We start from the raw sequence: 15,772 nt of genomic DNA on the forward strand, positions 1-15,772 counted from the left end.
CTACACCATTGGGTGGTGTAGACCAGTTGTAGCACGGTCGGGGTTAGATAAGGAACCTTCGATTTTGTGTGGCCTACGCCACAGGACGAAGGGCCTCCGGATCGCTGGATCCGAAGGCCCTGGCCCGCTGTCACGAGGAGCGCTACGCCTTGGTGTTCTCCACCTCCATCGCGGCGATCTCCTCGTCCGACTCCCGGCCCGGCGTCGGGATGTCCCACCTCGTGATCACGAAGCGGAACACCGCGTAGTAGACGACCGCGAACCCCAGCCCGATCGGGACGATCAGCCACGGTTTCGTCGCCAGCCCCCAGTTGATGACGTAGTCGATCAGACCCGCCGAGAAGCTGAACCCGTCGTGCACCCCCAGCGCCCACGTCACCGCCATGGACACGCCCGTCAGCACCGCGTGGATCACGTACAGCGCCGGCGCCACGAAGAGGAACGAGTACTCCAGCGGCTCCGTGATCCCCGTGACGAACGAGGTCAGGCCCACCGACAGCATCAGCCCGCCCACCTCCTTGCGCCGCTGCGGCTTCGCGCAGTGCGTGATCGCCAGCGCCGCCGCCGGCAGGGCGAACATCATGATCGGGAAGAAGCCCGAGAGGAACATGCCCGCGTCCGGGTCGCCCGCCAGGAACATGTTGATGTCCCCGTGCACCGTCGTCCCGTCCGGCTTGGTGTAGCTGCCGAACTGGAACCACACCGGCACGTTCAGGAACTGGTGCAGGCCGATCACCAGCAGCGCCCGGTTCGCGACGCCGAAGATGCCCGCACCCCACGAACCCAGCCCCACCAGCCAGTCCGAGAAGCTCTCCAGCGCGTCACCGACCGGCGGCCAGATCCACAGGCACAGCGCCGCGAACCCGATCGCCACGAACGACATGATGATCGGCACCAGCCGCCGCCCGTTGAAGAAGCCCAGCCAGTCCACCAGCTTCACCCGGTGGTAGCGCTGCCAGAACCAGGCCGCCAGCAGCCCCATCACGATGCCGCCGAACACCCCCGGATTCTGGTACGCGTACCCCGCGAACGTGTCCGTCGGCGTCAGGCACCCGCCCCCGATGTCCCTCGTCCCCGACGGGCACGGCTTCGGGAACGCGTGCATCACCCCCCGGTACACGAGGAACCCCGCCACCGCCGCCAGCGCCGTCGAACCGTCCGCCTTCTTGGCCATGCCGATCGCGACACCCACGCAGAACAGCAGCGGCAGGCCCAGGTCCGGGTCCAGCAGCGCCCCGCCCGCCCCGGCCATCACCTTGGCGACCGCGCTCCAGTCCAGACCGTCCTTGCCGAACACGTCCGGCTGCCCGAGCCGGTTCAGGATGCCCGCCGCGGGCAGGACCGCGATCGGCAGCTGAAGGCTCCGCCCCATCTTCTGCAGCCCCTGGAACAGTCCGTTCCACCACTGCCGGCGCGGCACCGCCGCCGAGCTGCTCGCGCTCATCCACGTCCTCCCTCGGCCGGCCGTTTGGGCAGTCGCAGTACGTGCGGCACACTGGTGTAGACCAGTTGTGGGCAGGCTGCTGCTGATCGTCATCCTTCGGCAGGCGTCCGGCTCGCGCTCGCGCAGATAGGCCAACCGTGAGCAACGTGAGCTAACGTGACGAACAGGACGCAGCGGGTAGCCGGCCGGCCACGGCCGCAGAGACTCGTCCTTCGAAACACTCAGGGAGAAACACATGGCCACCAAGGCTGAGAAGATCGTCGCCGGGCTCGGCGGCATCGACAACATCGAAGAGGTCGAGGGCTGCATCACCCGCCTGCGCACCGAGGTCGCCGACCCCTCCCTCGTCGACGAGGCCGCCCTCAAGGCCGCCGGCGCCCACGGCGTCGTCAAGATGGGCACCGCCATCCAGGTCGTCATCGGCACCGACGCCGACCCGATCGCCGGCGAGATCGAAGACATGATGTGAGCTGAGCCCAGCGCTCCGCAGACACCACGAGGACCCCGTACCGGGCACACCGGACGGGGTCCACGCGTACCCCCGCACCGACTAGGCTCACCACCATGTCTCGCATCGACGGCCGCACGCCCGAACAGCTCCGCCCGGTCACCATCGAACGCGGATGGAGCAAGCACGCCGAGGGCTCCGTCCTCATCTCCTTCGGAGACACCAAGGTCTTCTGCACCGCCTCCTTCACCGAAGGCGTCCCGCGCTGGCGCAAGGGCAGCGGCGAGGGCTGGGTCACCTCCGAGTACTCGATGCTCCCCCGCTCCACCAACACCCGCGGCGACCGCGAATCCGTCCGCGGCAAGATCGGCGGCCGCACCCACGAGATCTCCCGCCTCATCGGCCGCTCGCTGCGCGCCGTCATCGACTACAAGGCGCTCGGCGAGAACACCATCGTCCTGGACTGCGACGTCCTCCAGGCCGACGGCGGCACCCGCACCGCCGCCATCACCGGTGCCTACGTCGCCCTCGCCGACGCCATCGCCTGGGGCCAGCAGAAGAAGCTGATCAAGGCCGGCCGCAAGCCGCTGACCGGCACCGTCGCCGCCGTCTCCGTCGGCATCGTCGACGGCGTCCCGCTCCTCGACCTCTGCTACGAGGAGGACGTGCGCGCCGAGACCGACATGAACGTCGTCTGCACCGGCGACGGCCGCTTCGTCGAGGTCCAGGGCACCGCCGAGGGCGAGCCCTTCGACCGCAAGGAACTCAACGCCCTCCTCGACCTCGCCGCCGGCGGCTGCGCCGACCTGGAAGCCCTCCAGCTCGGCGCCCTGGACCTCCAGGCCCCGTAGCGCGCGGCAACCGCCGGACGCGGGCACGCGTCTACGCGGATACGGGCGCACGGTCTCACCACCGTGCGCCCGTCCACGCATCCGACCCCGGGGGACCGATCCATGAAGCCGAAGAAGCCGAAGCTCCGCATCGCCGCCGTCGCACTGGCCGCCGCGCTCGCCGTCCCGGCCGTGACGTCCTGCGACGCCATCTCCACCGCCATGGACTGCGCCAACACCGCCGTCGCCATCGCCGACAGCGTCAACGACCTCCAGCAGGCCGTCTCCAACGCGGGCAACAGCATCCAGGACACCCAGAACGCGCTCGACCAGATCGACACCAACCTCAAGAAGATCAAGGACACGACGGGCAACGCCGACCTCGGCAAGGCCGTCGACTCCATGGGCACGGCCGTCAAGAACGTCCGCACCGCCGTCAACAACGGCGACACCACCCCCGACGTCAAGCCGATCGCCGACGCCGCCGCCGAGATCACCAAGGTCTGCACCCCGGGATAATGGGCAGCATGACCCGCCTGATCCTCGCGACCCGCAACGCGGGCAAAGTCACCGAGCTCCGCGCCATCCTGTCCGCCGCCGGCCTGCCGCACGAGCTGGTCGGCGCGGACGCGTACCCCGAGATCCCGGACGTCAAGGAGACCGGCGTCACCTTCGCCGAGAACGCCCTCCTGAAGGCCCACGCCCTGGCGCAGGCCACCGGCCACCCCGCCATCGCGGACGACTCCGGCCTCTGCGTCGACGTCCTGAACGGCGCCCCCGGCATCTTCTCCGCCCGCTGGGCCGGCACCCACGGCGACGACAAGGCCAACCTCGCCCTCCTGCTGGCCCAGCTCGGCGACATCTCCGACGAACACCGCGGCGCCCACTTCTTCTGCGCCGCCGCCCTCGCCCTCCCGGACGGCACCGAACGCGTCGTCGAAGGCCGCCTCCTGGGCACCCTGCGCCACACCCCGTCGGGCACGGGCGGCTTCGGCTACGACCCGATCCTCCAGCCCCTGGGCGACACCCGCACCTGCGCGGAACTGACCCCGGACGAGAAGAACGCCATCTCCCACCGAGGCCAGGCCTTCCGCGGCCTGATCCCGGTCCTGCGGGAACTGCTGGGCTGACGCCCGGCGGACGTGCCGACGGCCGGTCTCCTCGGATGAGGTGACCGGCCGTTGATGTGGGCCCGGTGGGACTCGAACCCACGACACACCGGACCTAAACCGGCGCCCTCTGGCCAGCTGGGGTACGGGCCCATCGCGGCTACTTTACTGTGCCTCCCCCCGGGTTGTGCGGCGAGATCCTTTCGCGAAGGTTCCCGTCTGGCTGTGGCAGGAAGGGCACAGGTAGCGGAGGTTCTCCCGGCGGTTGTCCAGCCGGTCTCCGTTGACGTGGTCGATCTCCAGAACGAGCCGTCTGCCCTGCCAGGTGTCACCGGTCCCACATGCGTCGCACACGTGGGGCACACCGAGCTCGTCCAGGGCGCGGCGCAGGACGGCGCTCTTCTCACGGGCCGAACCGTCGTCGAGCCGCCGCAGGATCACGTCCGCCGATCTGCGCGTCGGTGACGGGCGTCCGGCGGTGTGCCCCTGTCCCGTGAAGTGCTCGGTCGACAGCCCGTACTCGTCGATGCTCCGCCGGGCCCGGGTCCGTCCCGCTCCGCTGAACTCATGGTGTCCCAGAGCTCGCATCACCCCGGCCAGGCTGGTGGACTCGGCGACGGCGAGAGTGATCTCCTCCCGCCCGAAGAGCCGCTCCCCGCGGCCGTTGTGGGGCGTGAAGTGCGAGGTGTCGATGCCGAACCGGTCGAGCTTCCTGCGGAGATGGCCGAACACCCCTCCGTAGGGCACGACGCCCATGTGGTCGAGCATGCCGGAGATACTGCTCGACCGCGCTGCCGCCTCGGCCAGACGCTCCCTGGTGTAGGACTGCGGGGGCCGTGGAGGGAGGGGCTCGTCGACGAAGTGCGAGGTGTCGATCCCGTAGTGGGCCAGCCGCTGGCGGATGTAGGCGCGGGGGCCGCTGTCGAGCGGTGCGCCGAGCCGACGCATCAGGCCGACGAGGCTGTCGGCGCTCGCCGCGCCTTCGGCGAGCCGCTCGCGCGTGTACTGGGGGCGCTTCACGCGGCTCGCCGCCGCTTCCGGCCGCGGTACGTGTCCGTCACCGCATGGCAGTTGGGACACAGGAGGCGGAGGTTCTCGGGCCGGTTGTCCCACCAGTCGCCGTTGACGTGATCGACTTCGTGGCTCAGCGCCATGCCGTTCCACTCCGACCCCGTGCCGCAGTCCGCGCACTCCTCTGGGACGCCGGACGCGAGCAGGGCGCGCCGGAGCCGCTCTCCCGGCACCCGCCCGTCCTCCGGTTCGCGGAGCGCGAGCACGGGCCCCAGGGACCCTTTCGGGCGCGGCTTCCGTGTGATCCGGAAGTGCGAGGTGTCGATGCCCAGCTCCGCTATCCGCCTGCTGATGTGCGCCTGGTTGCCGCCCACTTGACTGATGCCGAGCCGGGCGACCACCTCTTTGACGGATGTCGAGACCGCGACCAGCTCCCGCAGCCGCTCCTCGGTGTGACGCGCCCACCGGGTGGGGAAGTGCGAGAAGTCGACGCCGGCTTCAGCCATTTTCGCCCGTATGTAGCGCCTCGAACCCGCAGTCGGGACCCCTCCGCACCACCGGACCGCGTCGTCGAAGTTCCGGGTCGAGCGGGCAGCCTCCTCAAGGAGCTCCCGCGTGTACCGCCGTGCCGACATTCGCCGCTCCTCCGTCCGGGCCCCGCGTCCGCGCGGCCTCGTACGGGTTAACCGATCAGCATCACGGGAGGTTACGTGCGATAAACGGAAAGTCCCGCACCACTTCTGGTGCGGGACTTTCGCGGGGTGCGGGACCGGACGGGGTCAGATGCCCAGGTCCTTGATGATCTTCGCGACGTGGCCGGTGGCCTTGACGTTGTAGAAGGCGTGCTCGACCTTGCCCTCCTCGTCCACGACGACCGTGGAGCGGATGACCCCGGTCACCGTCTTGCCGTACAGCTTCTTCTCGCCGAACGCCCCGTACGCCGTCAGGGTCTCCTTCTCCGGGTCCCCGACCAGGGTGACCTTCAGGTGCTCCTGCTCGCGGAACTTCGCGAGCTTCTCCGGCTTGTCCGGGGAGACGCCGATGACGTCGTAGCCGGCCGTGGCCAGGGCGTCCAGGTTGTCCGTGAAGTCGCAGGCCTGCTTGGTGCAGCCGGGCGTCAGGGCCGCCGGGTAGAAGTACACGATCACCTTGCGGCCCTTGTGGTCGGCCAGCGAGACCTCGTTGCCGTCCGCGTCGGGCAGGGTGAAGGCGGGGGCGATGTCGCCCGGCTGGAGTCGCTCGCTCATGTCAGTGCTCTCCTCGGGAGGGGATCCGTACGGCATGAGCCTAAGCTGACTGAGCTGACAGACTGTCCATGACGGATCAAGCCCACAGACGACGAAACGACGACGGAGGCAGCGCGGTGCCGGAAGCCAGGACCCCCGCACAGATCGAGGCGGACATCGTCCGCCGCCGGGAGCAGCTCGCCGAGACGCTCGACGAGATCGGCGTGCGCATGCACCCGCAGACGATCATCGGGGACGCGAAGGCACGGGTCGCCTCGGCGGTGGACCAGACGGCGGGCCGTGCGTTCGTCGCCGTGAACCGGCTCGTCACCGACGTGAAGGACGGCCTGCGCCACGAGGACGGCGCCCCGCGCATCGAGCGGATCCTGCCGGTCGCGCTCCTCGCGGTCGGCGTGGTCGGGCTGCTCGTGGCGTCCTCGCGCCGCAAGCGGTGACCACGCGGTGACCACCCAGCGGCGCACAGGGCGGACGGCGGCAGGTAGGTTCGGGGCGTGAGCGAGAACACCACCCACGACAAGCTGCCCATCCGCATGCTCCACGACCGCGTGCTCGTGAAGTCCGACACGCCCGAGGGCGAGCGGCGCTCGGGCGGCGGCATCCTGATTCCGGCGACGGCCGCGGTGGGCAAGCGGCTCGCCTGGGCCGAGGTGGTCGCGGTCGGGCAGAACGTGCGCAGCGTCGAGCCGGGCGACCGCGTGCTGTACGACCCCGAGGACCGTGCCGAGGTCGAGGTGCGCGGGGCGACGTACGTGCTGATGCGCGAGCGGGACCTGCACGCCGTGGCCGCGGAGCGGCTGGAGGGGTCGAAGGACTCCACCGGGCTGTACCTCTGAGGGCTGCTGTACGGGGAAGGGCCGGTGACGGGTGTCACCGGCCCTTTTGCACGCCCTTTGCTACGGTGGGGTGGAACCCCCGACGAGACGCGCCGTACCGGGTAGCTGGACGCAAAGACGACGCACCCCCGTTTCCGTTCTCGTCCCGGAGGTGCCTGTCATGGCCTGGGTTCTTCTTCTCGTCGCCGGTCTGCTGGAGGTCGGCTGGTCGATCGGCATGAAGTTCACGGAGGGTTTCACCCGGCTGTGGCCGTCCGTGTTCACAGGTGCCGGGATCGTCGCCAGCATGGTGCTGCTGTCGTACGCGGCGAAGACCCTGCCCATCGGTACGGCGTACGGCGTGTGGGTGGGCATCGGGGCGGCCGGGGCGGCCGTGCTCGGGATGGCGGTGCTGGGGGAGCCGGTCACCGCCGCCCGGATCTTCTTCATCTGTCTGCTGCTGGTCGCGGTGGTGGGGCTGAAGGCGACCTCCGGGCACTGAGCGCGCTCACCGGCTCACCCCCTCACCCGCTCACCCGCTCACTCCAGGAAGTGTGACGGCGGGCGGCGGCCCTGGGTGGTGCCGCCGTTCGTCTGGCCGCCCTGGGTCTGGCCGCCGGTGGTGTCGCCGCCGGTGGTCTGGCCGCCCGTCGTCTGGCCTCCGGTGTTCTGGCCCCCGGTGGTGTCGCCGCCGTTCGTCTGGCCGCCCTGGGTCTGGCCGCCGTTCGTTTCGCCTCCGGTGTTCTGGCCGCCGTTCGTCTGGCCGCCGTTGTCCTGGCCGCCGTTCGGCGGTCCGGGCGGGGTGGGGGGTCCGGGCGGGGTGGGCCGGTCGGGGCGCTGCCACGGCGGGCGGCTGCCCTCGGGCTGCTGCGGGGTGGTGGGCTGGACCGGCGGGGGCGGTGGGGGCTGGGCCGCGCCGGGCTGGAGTTCCAGGTCGAAGTCCTCCGGGTCGGTGGCCTCCAGGGCCGTCTTGGTGTAGGCCGCCCAGATCCGGGCGGGGTAGCCGCCGCCGCCGATGCGGGCCTCGCCCAGTGCCCCGTACAGGGACTGGAGGGTGCCGGTGTCGGGGTCCTGGCCCATCACGGAGACGACGGTGACGAGGTCGGGGGTGTACGCCGCGAACCAGGCGGCGCGGTCGAGCTCGGCGGTGCCGGTCTTGCCGGCGGCCGGGTGGCCGGCGGCCAGGGCCTCCGTACCGGTGCCGTTGTCGACGACGCTGACCAGCATGGACGTGGTGGTGTCGGCGGCTTCGCGGCTGACGGCCTGGCGGGGGGTGCGGTCGGGGAGGTGGATGTCGTCGCCGTCCTTGGAGATCTTCTCCAGGTAGGTGTACGGGGTGTACCGGCCGTGGTCGGCGAGGGTCGCGTAGGCCTGGGTCATGTCGACGACGCTGGCCTGCATGGTGCCGAGGGCCATGGCCGGGCCGACGACGAAGTTCGGGGTGTCCTCGGGGATGCCGAGGTCGATGGCGGTCCGCTTGACCTTCTCGGTGCCGACGTCCACGACCATCTGGGCGAAGACGGTGTTGACGGAGAGGTCGGTGGCGGTGTTGACGGTGATGTCCCCGTACGACACCTGGCCCTCGTTCTCGGGGGCGTAGGGGATGCGGGTACCGACGACGCGGCGCTTGTTGTCGCCGTTGTAGAGGGTGTTGGGGGTGATCCGGCGGCCGTCCTGGGTGCGGGAGCCGTTCTGGACCGCCGAGGCGAAGACGAAGGGCTTGAAGGTGGAGGCGACCTGGTAGTCGTGCCGGGTCGCGTTGTTCACGTACTGCTTGGTGTAGTCGATGCCGCCGTAGAGGGCGACGACCTTGCCGGTGGCCGGGTCGATGGAGGCCCCGCCGGCCCGGACGACGCGGTCCACCGGGCGTGCCTGGGGGTCGAGCTTGTCCATCAGCTGGTTCTGGACGGCGTCGACGAAGGCGCTCTGGCGGCGCTTGTCGATGGTGGTGGTGATCCGGTAGCCGCCCTCGGCGAGGGTCTTGTCGTCGAGGATCTTGTGTTCGGCGATGTAGTCCTTGACGGCTTCGACGAGGTAGCCGCGCTGTCCGGAGAGGCCGGCGGCCGTGCGGACCTTGCCGGGTTCGGGGAAGCGCGCGGCGGCCCGTTCCCCGGGGGTCATCCACTTCTTCTTGACCATGCCGTCGAGCACGTAGTTCCAGCGGGCGACGGCGCGGTCGCGGCTCTGGGGGTGGGAGACGACGTCGAAGGCGCTGGGGGAGTTGAGGAGGGTGGCGAGGTAGGCGCCCTCGGCGGTGGTCAGCTTGTTGACGTCCTTGCCGTAGTAGGCCTGGGAGGCGGCCTGGATGCCGTAGGCGTTGCGGCCGAAGTAACTGGTGTTCAGGTACCCCTCCAGGATGTAGTCCTTCGACTTCTCGCGGCCGAGCTTGATCGCGATGAAGAACTCCTTGACCTTCCGTTTGATCGTCTGTTCCTGGCCCAGGTAGTAGTTCTTGACGTACTGCTGGGTGATGGTCGAACCCGACTGGGTGCCCTTGCCGGTCGCCGTGTTCCAGGCGGCGCGGACCATCGCCTTCGGGTCCACCGCCCGTTCGGAGTAGAAGTCCCGGTCCTCGGCGGCCAGTACGGCTTCCTGGACGCCCAGGGGCACCTGCGACAGCGGCACGTTGACGCGGTTGACCTCGCCGTCGCGGGCGAGCTGGGAGCCGTCGGCGTAGAGGTACACGTTGGACTGGGCGGTGGCGGCGGCGTTGGCCGGCGGGATGTCGACCAGCAGGTACCCGGCGACGAGCGCGCCGCAGATCAGCAGGGCGACCAGCAGCAGGGTGCCGAGGAGCATGCGCCAGGTGGGCAGGAAGCGGCGCCATCCGGTGCGCCGGGGGCGGGCCTTCGGGGTGGGGTGCGGCCCCGGGGCGGAGGGCGGGGCCCCGGCCGGGGTGTCGGGGTCGCGAGGGGGCCAGCCGGGGGGTGGTGACTGGTCGCTCATCTCCGGGGCTCCTCGTGACCGTGATGGCTGTGGGAAATATCCACATTTTTACCTCATGTTGTCCGGATGGACTGGCGTAAAACGGTCGCGTGGCTCGCCCCTCCGCACTAAGCTCGCGCGCTTTGGCCGATGTGGTCCGGCGCCGGTCCGGTGCCGGTCCGGTGCCGGTCTGGTGCCGGGTCCGGTGTCCGCTCCGGTGCCGGTCCTCCGGTGGAGGTCCGACGGCTCCGGACGACGTGGGAACGATGCGGGAAACGGAGGGATGCGGTGCGGCTCTACACGGCAGTCGCGGCCGGCGGGTTCCGGCGCTACGCCACCTACGGGACGGCGACGGCCGCCGGGGTGTTCACCAACACCGTCTTCGGCTTCATCGTCGCCTACACGTACCTCGCCCTGTGGGACGAGCGCCCCCACCTCGGCGGCTACGACCAGGCCCAGGCCCTCACCTTCGTCTGGGTCAGCCAGTCCCTGCTGGCCGCCGGATCGCTCATCGGCGGCGGCTTCCAGGAGGAGCTCCAGGAGCGCATCCGCACGGGTGACATCGCCGTCGACCTGTACCGCCCGGCCGACCTCCAGGCCTGGTGGCTCGCCGCCGACCTCGGCCGGGCGGCCTTCCAGCTCCTGGGGCGCGGGGTGCTGCCCCTGGTGGCCGGGGCGTGCGCCTTCACCCTCGCGCTGCCCTCCGACCCGCTGCGCTGGCTGCTGTTCCTGGTGTCGGTCGCGCTCGGGCTGGTCGTCGGCTTCGGGGTGCGGTACCTGCTGGGGCTGGCGGCGTTCTGGCTGCTGGACGGTGCGGGCGTCAACCTGATGGCCACCGTCCTGACCATCTTCTGCTCCGGGATGCTGCTGCCGCTGACCGTCTTCCCGGGCGGCTTCGGCGAGCTGCTGCGGCTGCTGCCGTGGGCCGCGATGCTCCAGGTCCCGCTGGACGTGCTGCTCGGCACCCACGCCGGGTCCGGGGCTGCCGTACGGGCCCTCGGCTTCCAGGCCGTGTGGGCGCTGGTCCTGCTGGGCGCGGGGCGGCTGGTCCAGTCGGCGGCGACACGGAAGGTGGTGGTCCAGGGTGGCTGAGGCGACGGTGGACCGCCGGGCGCGGACATCCGGGCCCGGGCGGGCGCACGGGGCGGGGGCGTACGGGGCGGGGGAGTACGGGGCGGGGTCGCGGGCCGGAGGCCGGCTCCGGGAGGGGCTGCGCGGCTACGGGCTGATCACCGGGATGTGGATCCGCTCGACGATGACGTACCGGATGTCGTTCCTGCTGGCCACCTTCGGGAACGGGGCGATCACCGCCCTCGACTTCGTGGCGATCGCCGTCATGTTCTCCCACGTGGACGCGCTCGGCGGCTTCACCCTGCCCGAGACCGCCCTGCTGTACGGGGCCTGCTCGGCCTCCCTCGGCCTGGCGGACCTGCTCCTCGGCAACACCGACCGGGTCGGCGCCCGGATCCGCGACGGCTCCCTCGACACCATGCTCGTACGCCCCGTCCCGCTGCTCGCCCAGGTCGCCGCCGACCGGTTCGCGCTGCGCCGGCTGGGGCGGATCGTGCAGGGGCTGGGCGTGCTGGGCTGGGCCGTCTCGGTGCTGGACGTGCAGTGGACCCCCGGGAAGGTGCTGCTGGTGCCGGTCATGGTGGTGGCCGGGGCGGGGATCTTCGGCGGGGTGCTGGTGGCCGGCGCGGCCTTCCAGTTCCTCGCCGGGGACGCCGCGGAGGTGCAGAACTCCTTCACGTACGGGGGCTGCACCATGCTCCAGTACCCGCCGACCGTGTTCGCGAAGGAGCTGCTGCGCGGGGCCACGTACGTGGTCCCGCTGGCCTTCGTCAACTGGCTGCCCGCGCTGTACGTGCTGGGCCGGCCCGATCCGTTGGGGCTGCCGGGATGGGTGGCGTTCCTGAGCCCGCTGGTGGCCTTCGCGGTGTTCCTGCCCGCGTCGCTGGCGTGGCGCGCGGGCGTCCGTTCGTACCGGAGCACGGGGAGTTAGGGGAGTCGGGGAGTTGGACGTGGCGGAGACGGAGACGGAGACGGAGGCGGAGGTGGAGGCGGTGGGCGGTGATGCGCTCATCCTGCTGGAGCAGGTCGAGAAGGTCTTCGACGTACGGCGTCGGACGGGACTGCTGCGCCGGGAGAAACGGCAGGTCAGGGCCGTGGACGGGATCAGCTTCGCGATCGCGCGCGGGGAGGTCGTCGGATACATCGGGCCGAACGGGGCCGGGAAGTCCACCACCATCAAGATGCTGACCGGGATCCTCACCCCGAGCGGCGGCCGGCTGCGCGTCGCGGGCATCGACCCGGCGGGCGAGCGGATGCGGCTCGCACACCGGATCGGCGTGGTGTTCGGGCAGCGCACGACCCTGTGGTGGGACCTGCCGCTGAAGGACTCGTACGGGCTGATGCGCCGGATGTACCGGATCCCGGCGGCGCGGTACGCGGAGAACCTGGAACGGTGCGTGGAGCAGCTGGACCTGGGCGAACTGCTCGACGTACCGGTACGGCAGCTGTCCCTGGGGCAGCGGATGCGCGGGGACATCGCGGCGGCGCTGCTGCACGATCCGGAGGTGCTCTACCTGGACGAGCCCACGATCGGGCTGGACGTGGTGAGCAAGGCGAAGGTGCGGGCCTTCCTGCGGCAGTTGAACGGGGAGCTGGGGACCACGGTGCTGCTCACCACCCACGACCTCCAGGACATCGAGCAGCTGTGCGAGCGGGTGATGGTGATCGACCACGGCCGGCTGATGTACGACGGCGCGCTCGGCGGACTCCACGCGCTGGGCGAGGGCAGCGAGCGGACGCTGGTGGTGGACCTGGAGCGGGAGCTCCCGCCGGTGGAGGTGCCGGGGGCCCGTGTGGTGCGGGTCGAAGGGCCGCGGCAGTGGCTGGCCTTTCCGGCGGGGGAGTCGGCGGCGCCGCTGGTGGCGGCGGTGGCGGCCCGATACCCGCTGCTGGACCTGTCGGTGCGGGACCCGGACATCGAGGACGTGATCGCGCGGATGTACGCGGGGCGGGGGTGAGGGGATGAGGGGGTGAGGTGATGGGGGGTGAGGTGATGGGGGGGTGAGGTGATGGGGCGATGAGGGGATGAGGGGTGGGGGTTCGAGGTAGGGGGAAATCAGGGTTCGCCCCGGGGTGGGGCGTCGGGTCTCTGCATAGGGTGGGCCATATGAGTGACGAGCGGCCGGAGAAGCCGTTGCCGGAGAAGACGTCTTTGGAGAAGGCCGAGCCGCCCGCGCTGAGGGCGTCGGACGCCGACCGCGAGCGGGTGGTGGACCGGCTCCGGGACGCCGTCGCCGAGGGCCGGCTCGACATGGAGGAGTTCGAGGAACGGCTGGAGGCGGCGTACACGTCCCGTACGTACGCCGAACTCGAACCGCTCACCCGCGACCTGCCGGCGGCCGGAACCTCCCCGTCCCCGGTCGCGCCCGCCTCCGCGCCCGCCGCCTCGTCCTGGCCGGACCGGATAGGCGGTACGGGAACCTCCGCCACGGCCGTCGCCGTCATGTCGGGCTTCCAGCGCAAGGGGCGCTGGACCGTGCCCGCCCGGTTCAACGCCGTGGCGATCTGGGGCGGCGGCGAGCTGGACCTGCGCGAGGCGGACTTCGCGCAGCGCGAGGTCGTCATCACCTGCGTCGCCGTCATGGGCGGCATCGAGATCACCGTCCCGCCGGGCGTCGAGGTCGACGTACGCGGCATCGGCATCATGGGCGCCTTCGACCAGGGCAAGTCCGTGGAGAACCGGCCGGAGCCGGGCGCCCCGCGCGTCGTCGTGAACGGCCTCGCCTTCTGGGGCGGGGTCGCGGTCAAGGTCAAGCAGCCGAAGGGGCTCAAGGGGCCGAAGGGATCGAAGGGGCTGGACGGCGAGACGTCCCGCAAGGAGCTCTAAAGGAGCTCTAGCGGAAGGGTCACAGCGCCTCCGGCGGCGCGCCGGGAACTCCCCGGACCTCCCGGGAGTCGGATGCTATGCAGACAAAACCGGCCATCGGGGGAAGGGCAGGAGCGGCACGTGAACAGCAGCACGGGTGAGCGGACGAGAGGCCCGTCGGCCCCGCCACGGGGTGCCCCGCCACAGGGTGCCCCGCCGCGGGGCGGGTTCGTCTTCAACGCGGCGGACGAGGAGCGGCAGCGTGGCGTCCGCCGGATGAAGGCGACCGCGACGGGACTGCTCGTCCTGGTTGCGCTGGTCTACGTACTGGCCAAGTGCGCGCAGAACGCCTGGGGCGCCGGCGCGTGGGCGGGGTACGTCGCCGCCGCGGCCGAGGCGGGCATGGTGGGCGCGCTCGCGGACTGGTTCGCGGTGACGGCCCTCTTCCGGCGGCCGCTCGGGCTGCCGATTCCGCACACCGCGATCATCCCCACCAAGAAGGACCAGCTGGGCGTCTCCCTCGGCGAGTTCGTCGGCGAGAACTTCCTGTCGGCGGACGTGGTGCGCGCCCGGCTGCACTCCCTCGGCATCGGCGGCCGGCTCGGCGCCTGGCTGGCCGAGCCCGCGCACGCCGACCGGGTGACGGCGGAGCTGGCCACCGCCCTGCGCGGAGCCCTGACCGTGCTGCGGGACTCCGACGTACAGGCCGTGGTGGGCGAGGCGATCACGCGGCGGGCGGAGGCGGCGGAGATCGCCCCGGGCATCGGCAAGACCCTGGAACGGGTCGTCACCGACGGGGGCCACCACCGGGCCGTCGACCTGGTGTGCGCCAAGGCCCACGACTGGCTGGTCACCCACGGGGACTCCGTGATGGACGCCGTCCAGGGCGGCGCCCCCGGCTGGACCCCGCGCTTCGTCGACCGCAAGATCGGCGACCGGGTGTACAAGGAGCTGCTGCGCTTCGTCACGGAGATGCGCGACATGCCGGGGCATCCGGCGCGCGGGGCGGTGGACCGCTTCCTGCGCGACTTCGCGGCGGACCTCCAGTCGGACACGGAGACGCGGGCGCGGGTGGAGCGGCTGAAGTCCGAGATCCTCGCGCGGGACGAGATCCAGGACGTGATCGCCTCGGCGTGGTCCGCGATCCGCACGATGATCATCTCGGCGGCGGAGGACGAGCAGAGCGAGCTGCGGCTGCGGGTCCGGTCCTCGCTGATGTCGCTGGGCGCCCGGCTCGCCACGGACGGGCGGCTCCAGGAGAAGGTGGAGGGCTGGATCGAGGGCGCGGTGGTGTACGTCGTCGCCACCTACCGGCGGGAGATCACCTCGCTGATCACCGACACGGTGGCGGCCTGGGACGCCGAACACACCTCGCGCAAGATCGAGGCCCACATCGGCCGCGACCTCCAGTTCATCCGCATCAACGGCACGGTGGTCGGCGCCCTGGCGGGCCTGCTGATCTACACGGTGTCGCGGGCGTTGGGGGGGTAGGGGGTACGAGGCCTGCGGCGCGGGCCGGGGGGCCGGTACCCCCTCGGGCAGTCTCAGGGAGGGTTGGGGGCTTCCCGTCAGTCCCATCGTCCTTCCGGTTCGTGCCGGCCTGTCAAGGGCGCTCCCTTCGGTCGCGTCGCTTCGCGATGTCGCTTCGCTCCACCCTTGACAGGCCGACCCGCCCCGGAAAGCCGAAAGACTGCCGGGAAACCCCCAAAGAAACGGCACGGGGCAGAGGACAGAGGGACGGGTCCCTCAGCGATGAGACGAGGGGTCGAGCGCCGGCCCGCCCGGCCTGCGTCGCGCTGATCCCGGGCCAGGGGCGCGGCAACCCGCACGAGAGCCCGACCAGAACCCCCTGCGGAGCACCCAGACGCATCAGATCGCTACGCGCTCCTCCCGTCTCGGCGTCCTCGGCTCCTCCGTGGCTGATACCCGCACCGAACGGCGACCGGAGCCCCCAGGAAATTTCAGCCCCGCCGGCGTTTGAGGCGCGGGTCCGGGCAGCGCCTTGGGGGTACCTCCCAGCGGTAGCTGGGGGAGGAACGGTGGAAGGGCGGGTAGGGGACAGCCCCGCG

Annotated in this window: 16 protein-coding genes, 1 tRNA gene, 1 pseudogene and 1 riboswitch; of the genes and pseudogenes, 12 read left to right on the top strand and 6 right to left on the bottom strand. The window is 71.1% G+C overall.

Features of this window, described 5'->3' with window-relative positions; genetic code table 11:
- Positions 1-142: 142 nt before the first annotated feature.
- The gene (locus tag ACIPW5_RS18620) at positions 143-1,444 is read right to left on the bottom strand and encodes a PTS transporter subunit EIIC (RefSeq protein ID WP_401245893.1); all 1,302 of its coding nucleotides are present in this window, start codon (positions 1,442-1,444) and stop codon (positions 143-145) included.
- A gap of 217 nt (positions 1,445-1,661) precedes the next feature.
- Between ACIPW5_RS18620 and ACIPW5_RS18625 the strand changes: the two are divergent.
- From ACIPW5_RS18625 to rdgB, 4 genes and pseudogenes are all read left to right on the top strand, one after another.
- Positions 1,662-1,913, top strand: a pseudogene (locus ACIPW5_RS18625) (glucose PTS transporter subunit EIIB); the annotation flags it as partial.
- Positions 1,914-2,008: 95 nt separating this feature from the next.
- Complete coding sequence (rph, locus tag ACIPW5_RS18630; protein ID WP_362066066.1) at positions 2,009-2,743, top strand: ribonuclease PH; 735 nt, start codon at positions 2,009-2,011, stop codon at positions 2,741-2,743.
- 102 nt (positions 2,744-2,845) lie between these two features.
- A complete protein-coding gene (locus ACIPW5_RS18635) occupies positions 2,846-3,241 on the top strand; it encodes a hypothetical protein (protein WP_401245895.1) in 396 nt (131 codons plus the stop codon).
- 8 nt (positions 3,242-3,249) lie between these two features.
- Positions 3,250-3,852 carry an RdgB/HAM1 family non-canonical purine NTP pyrophosphatase gene (gene rdgB / locus ACIPW5_RS18640; protein ID WP_401245897.1) on the top strand — a complete coding sequence of 201 codons (603 nt, stop codon included), beginning with the start codon at positions 3,250-3,252 and terminating at the stop codon, positions 3,850-3,852.
- A 57-nt stretch (positions 3,853-3,909) separates the two neighbouring features.
- Here rdgB and ACIPW5_RS18645 read toward each other — a convergent pair.
- The 4 genes from ACIPW5_RS18645 to bcp all read right to left on the bottom strand — a co-directional run bounded on the left by ACIPW5_RS18645 (position 3,910) and on the right by bcp (position 6,089).
- Positions 3,910-3,984 (bottom strand) — tRNA-Leu (locus tag ACIPW5_RS18645).
- 12 nt (positions 3,985-3,996) lie between these two features.
- Complete coding sequence (locus ACIPW5_RS18650; protein WP_401246187.1) at positions 3,997-4,779, bottom strand: HNH endonuclease; 783 nt, start codon at positions 4,777-4,779, stop codon at positions 3,997-3,999.
- Positions 4,780-4,847: 68 nt separating this feature from the next.
- Positions 4,848-5,477 carry an HNH endonuclease gene (locus ACIPW5_RS18655; protein ID WP_401245899.1) on the bottom strand — a complete coding sequence of 210 codons (630 nt, stop codon included), beginning with the start codon at positions 5,475-5,477 and terminating at the stop codon, positions 4,848-4,850.
- A 144-nt stretch (positions 5,478-5,621) separates the two neighbouring features.
- Entirely contained in the window at positions 5,622-6,089 is a 468-nt protein-coding gene (gene bcp / locus ACIPW5_RS18660; protein WP_361597615.1) for a thioredoxin-dependent thiol peroxidase, read from the bottom strand.
- A 116-nt stretch (positions 6,090-6,205) separates the two neighbouring features.
- Here bcp and ACIPW5_RS18665 point away from each other — a divergent pair, with 116 nt between their 5' ends.
- From ACIPW5_RS18665 to ACIPW5_RS18675, 3 genes are all read left to right on the top strand, one after another.
- The gene (locus ACIPW5_RS18665; RefSeq protein ID WP_401245901.1) at positions 6,206-6,523 is read left to right on the top strand and encodes a DUF3618 domain-containing protein; all 318 of its coding nucleotides are present in this window, start codon (positions 6,206-6,208) and stop codon (positions 6,521-6,523) included.
- A gap of 57 nt (positions 6,524-6,580) precedes the next feature.
- Positions 6,581-6,922, top strand: a complete 342-nt coding sequence (locus ACIPW5_RS18670; protein WP_079427293.1) for a co-chaperone GroES — start codon at positions 6,581-6,583, stop codon at positions 6,920-6,922.
- A 54-nt stretch (positions 6,923-6,976) separates the two neighbouring features.
- Positions 6,977-7,049: riboswitch (guanidine-III (ykkC-III) riboswitch) on the top strand.
- Positions 7,050-7,082: 33 nt separating this feature from the next.
- Positions 7,083-7,403, top strand: a complete 321-nt coding sequence (locus tag ACIPW5_RS18675; protein ID WP_030158619.1) for a multidrug efflux SMR transporter — start codon at positions 7,083-7,085, stop codon at positions 7,401-7,403.
- A gap of 38 nt (positions 7,404-7,441) precedes the next feature.
- Here ACIPW5_RS18675 and ACIPW5_RS18680 read toward each other — a convergent pair whose 3' ends face one another.
- The gene (locus ACIPW5_RS18680; RefSeq protein ID WP_401245903.1) at positions 7,442-9,847 is read right to left on the bottom strand and encodes a transglycosylase domain-containing protein; all 2,406 of its coding nucleotides are present in this window, start codon (positions 9,845-9,847) and stop codon (positions 7,442-7,444) included.
- 267 nt (positions 9,848-10,114) lie between these two features.
- Between ACIPW5_RS18680 and ACIPW5_RS18685 the strand changes: the two genes are divergently transcribed.
- The 5 genes from ACIPW5_RS18685 to ACIPW5_RS18705 all read left to right on the top strand — a co-directional run bounded on the left by ACIPW5_RS18685 (position 10,115) and on the right by ACIPW5_RS18705 (position 15,194).
- Positions 10,115-10,918 (top strand): ABC transporter permease, encoded by an 804-nt coding sequence (locus ACIPW5_RS18685; protein WP_401245905.1) that lies wholly within the window; start codon positions 10,115-10,117, stop codon positions 10,916-10,918.
- On the top strand, positions 10,911-11,828 hold the full coding sequence (locus tag ACIPW5_RS18690; protein ID WP_401245906.1) for an ABC transporter permease: 918 nt from the start codon (positions 10,911-10,913) through the stop codon (positions 11,826-11,828). Before ACIPW5_RS18685 ends, ACIPW5_RS18690 begins: the two co-directional genes overlap by 8 nt.
- A gap of 19 nt (positions 11,829-11,847) precedes the next feature.
- On the top strand, positions 11,848-12,855 hold the full coding sequence (locus tag ACIPW5_RS18695; RefSeq protein ID WP_401245908.1) for an ATP-binding cassette domain-containing protein: 1,008 nt from the start codon (positions 11,848-11,850) through the stop codon (positions 12,853-12,855).
- Positions 12,856-13,004: 149 nt separating this feature from the next.
- On the top strand, positions 13,005-13,724 hold the full coding sequence (locus ACIPW5_RS18700) for a DUF1707 domain-containing protein (protein WP_401245910.1): 720 nt from the start codon (positions 13,005-13,007) through the stop codon (positions 13,722-13,724).
- Positions 13,725-13,796: 72 nt separating this feature from the next.
- Entirely contained in the window at positions 13,797-15,194 is a 1,398-nt protein-coding gene (locus tag ACIPW5_RS18705; protein WP_401245912.1) for a DUF445 domain-containing protein, read from the top strand.
- Positions 15,195-15,772 lie beyond the last annotated feature (578 nt).

It is taken from the genome of Streptomyces sp. NPDC090077 (assembly GCF_044747545.1).
Taxonomy (GTDB): Bacteria; Actinomycetota; Actinomycetes; order Streptomycetales; family Streptomycetaceae; genus Streptomyces.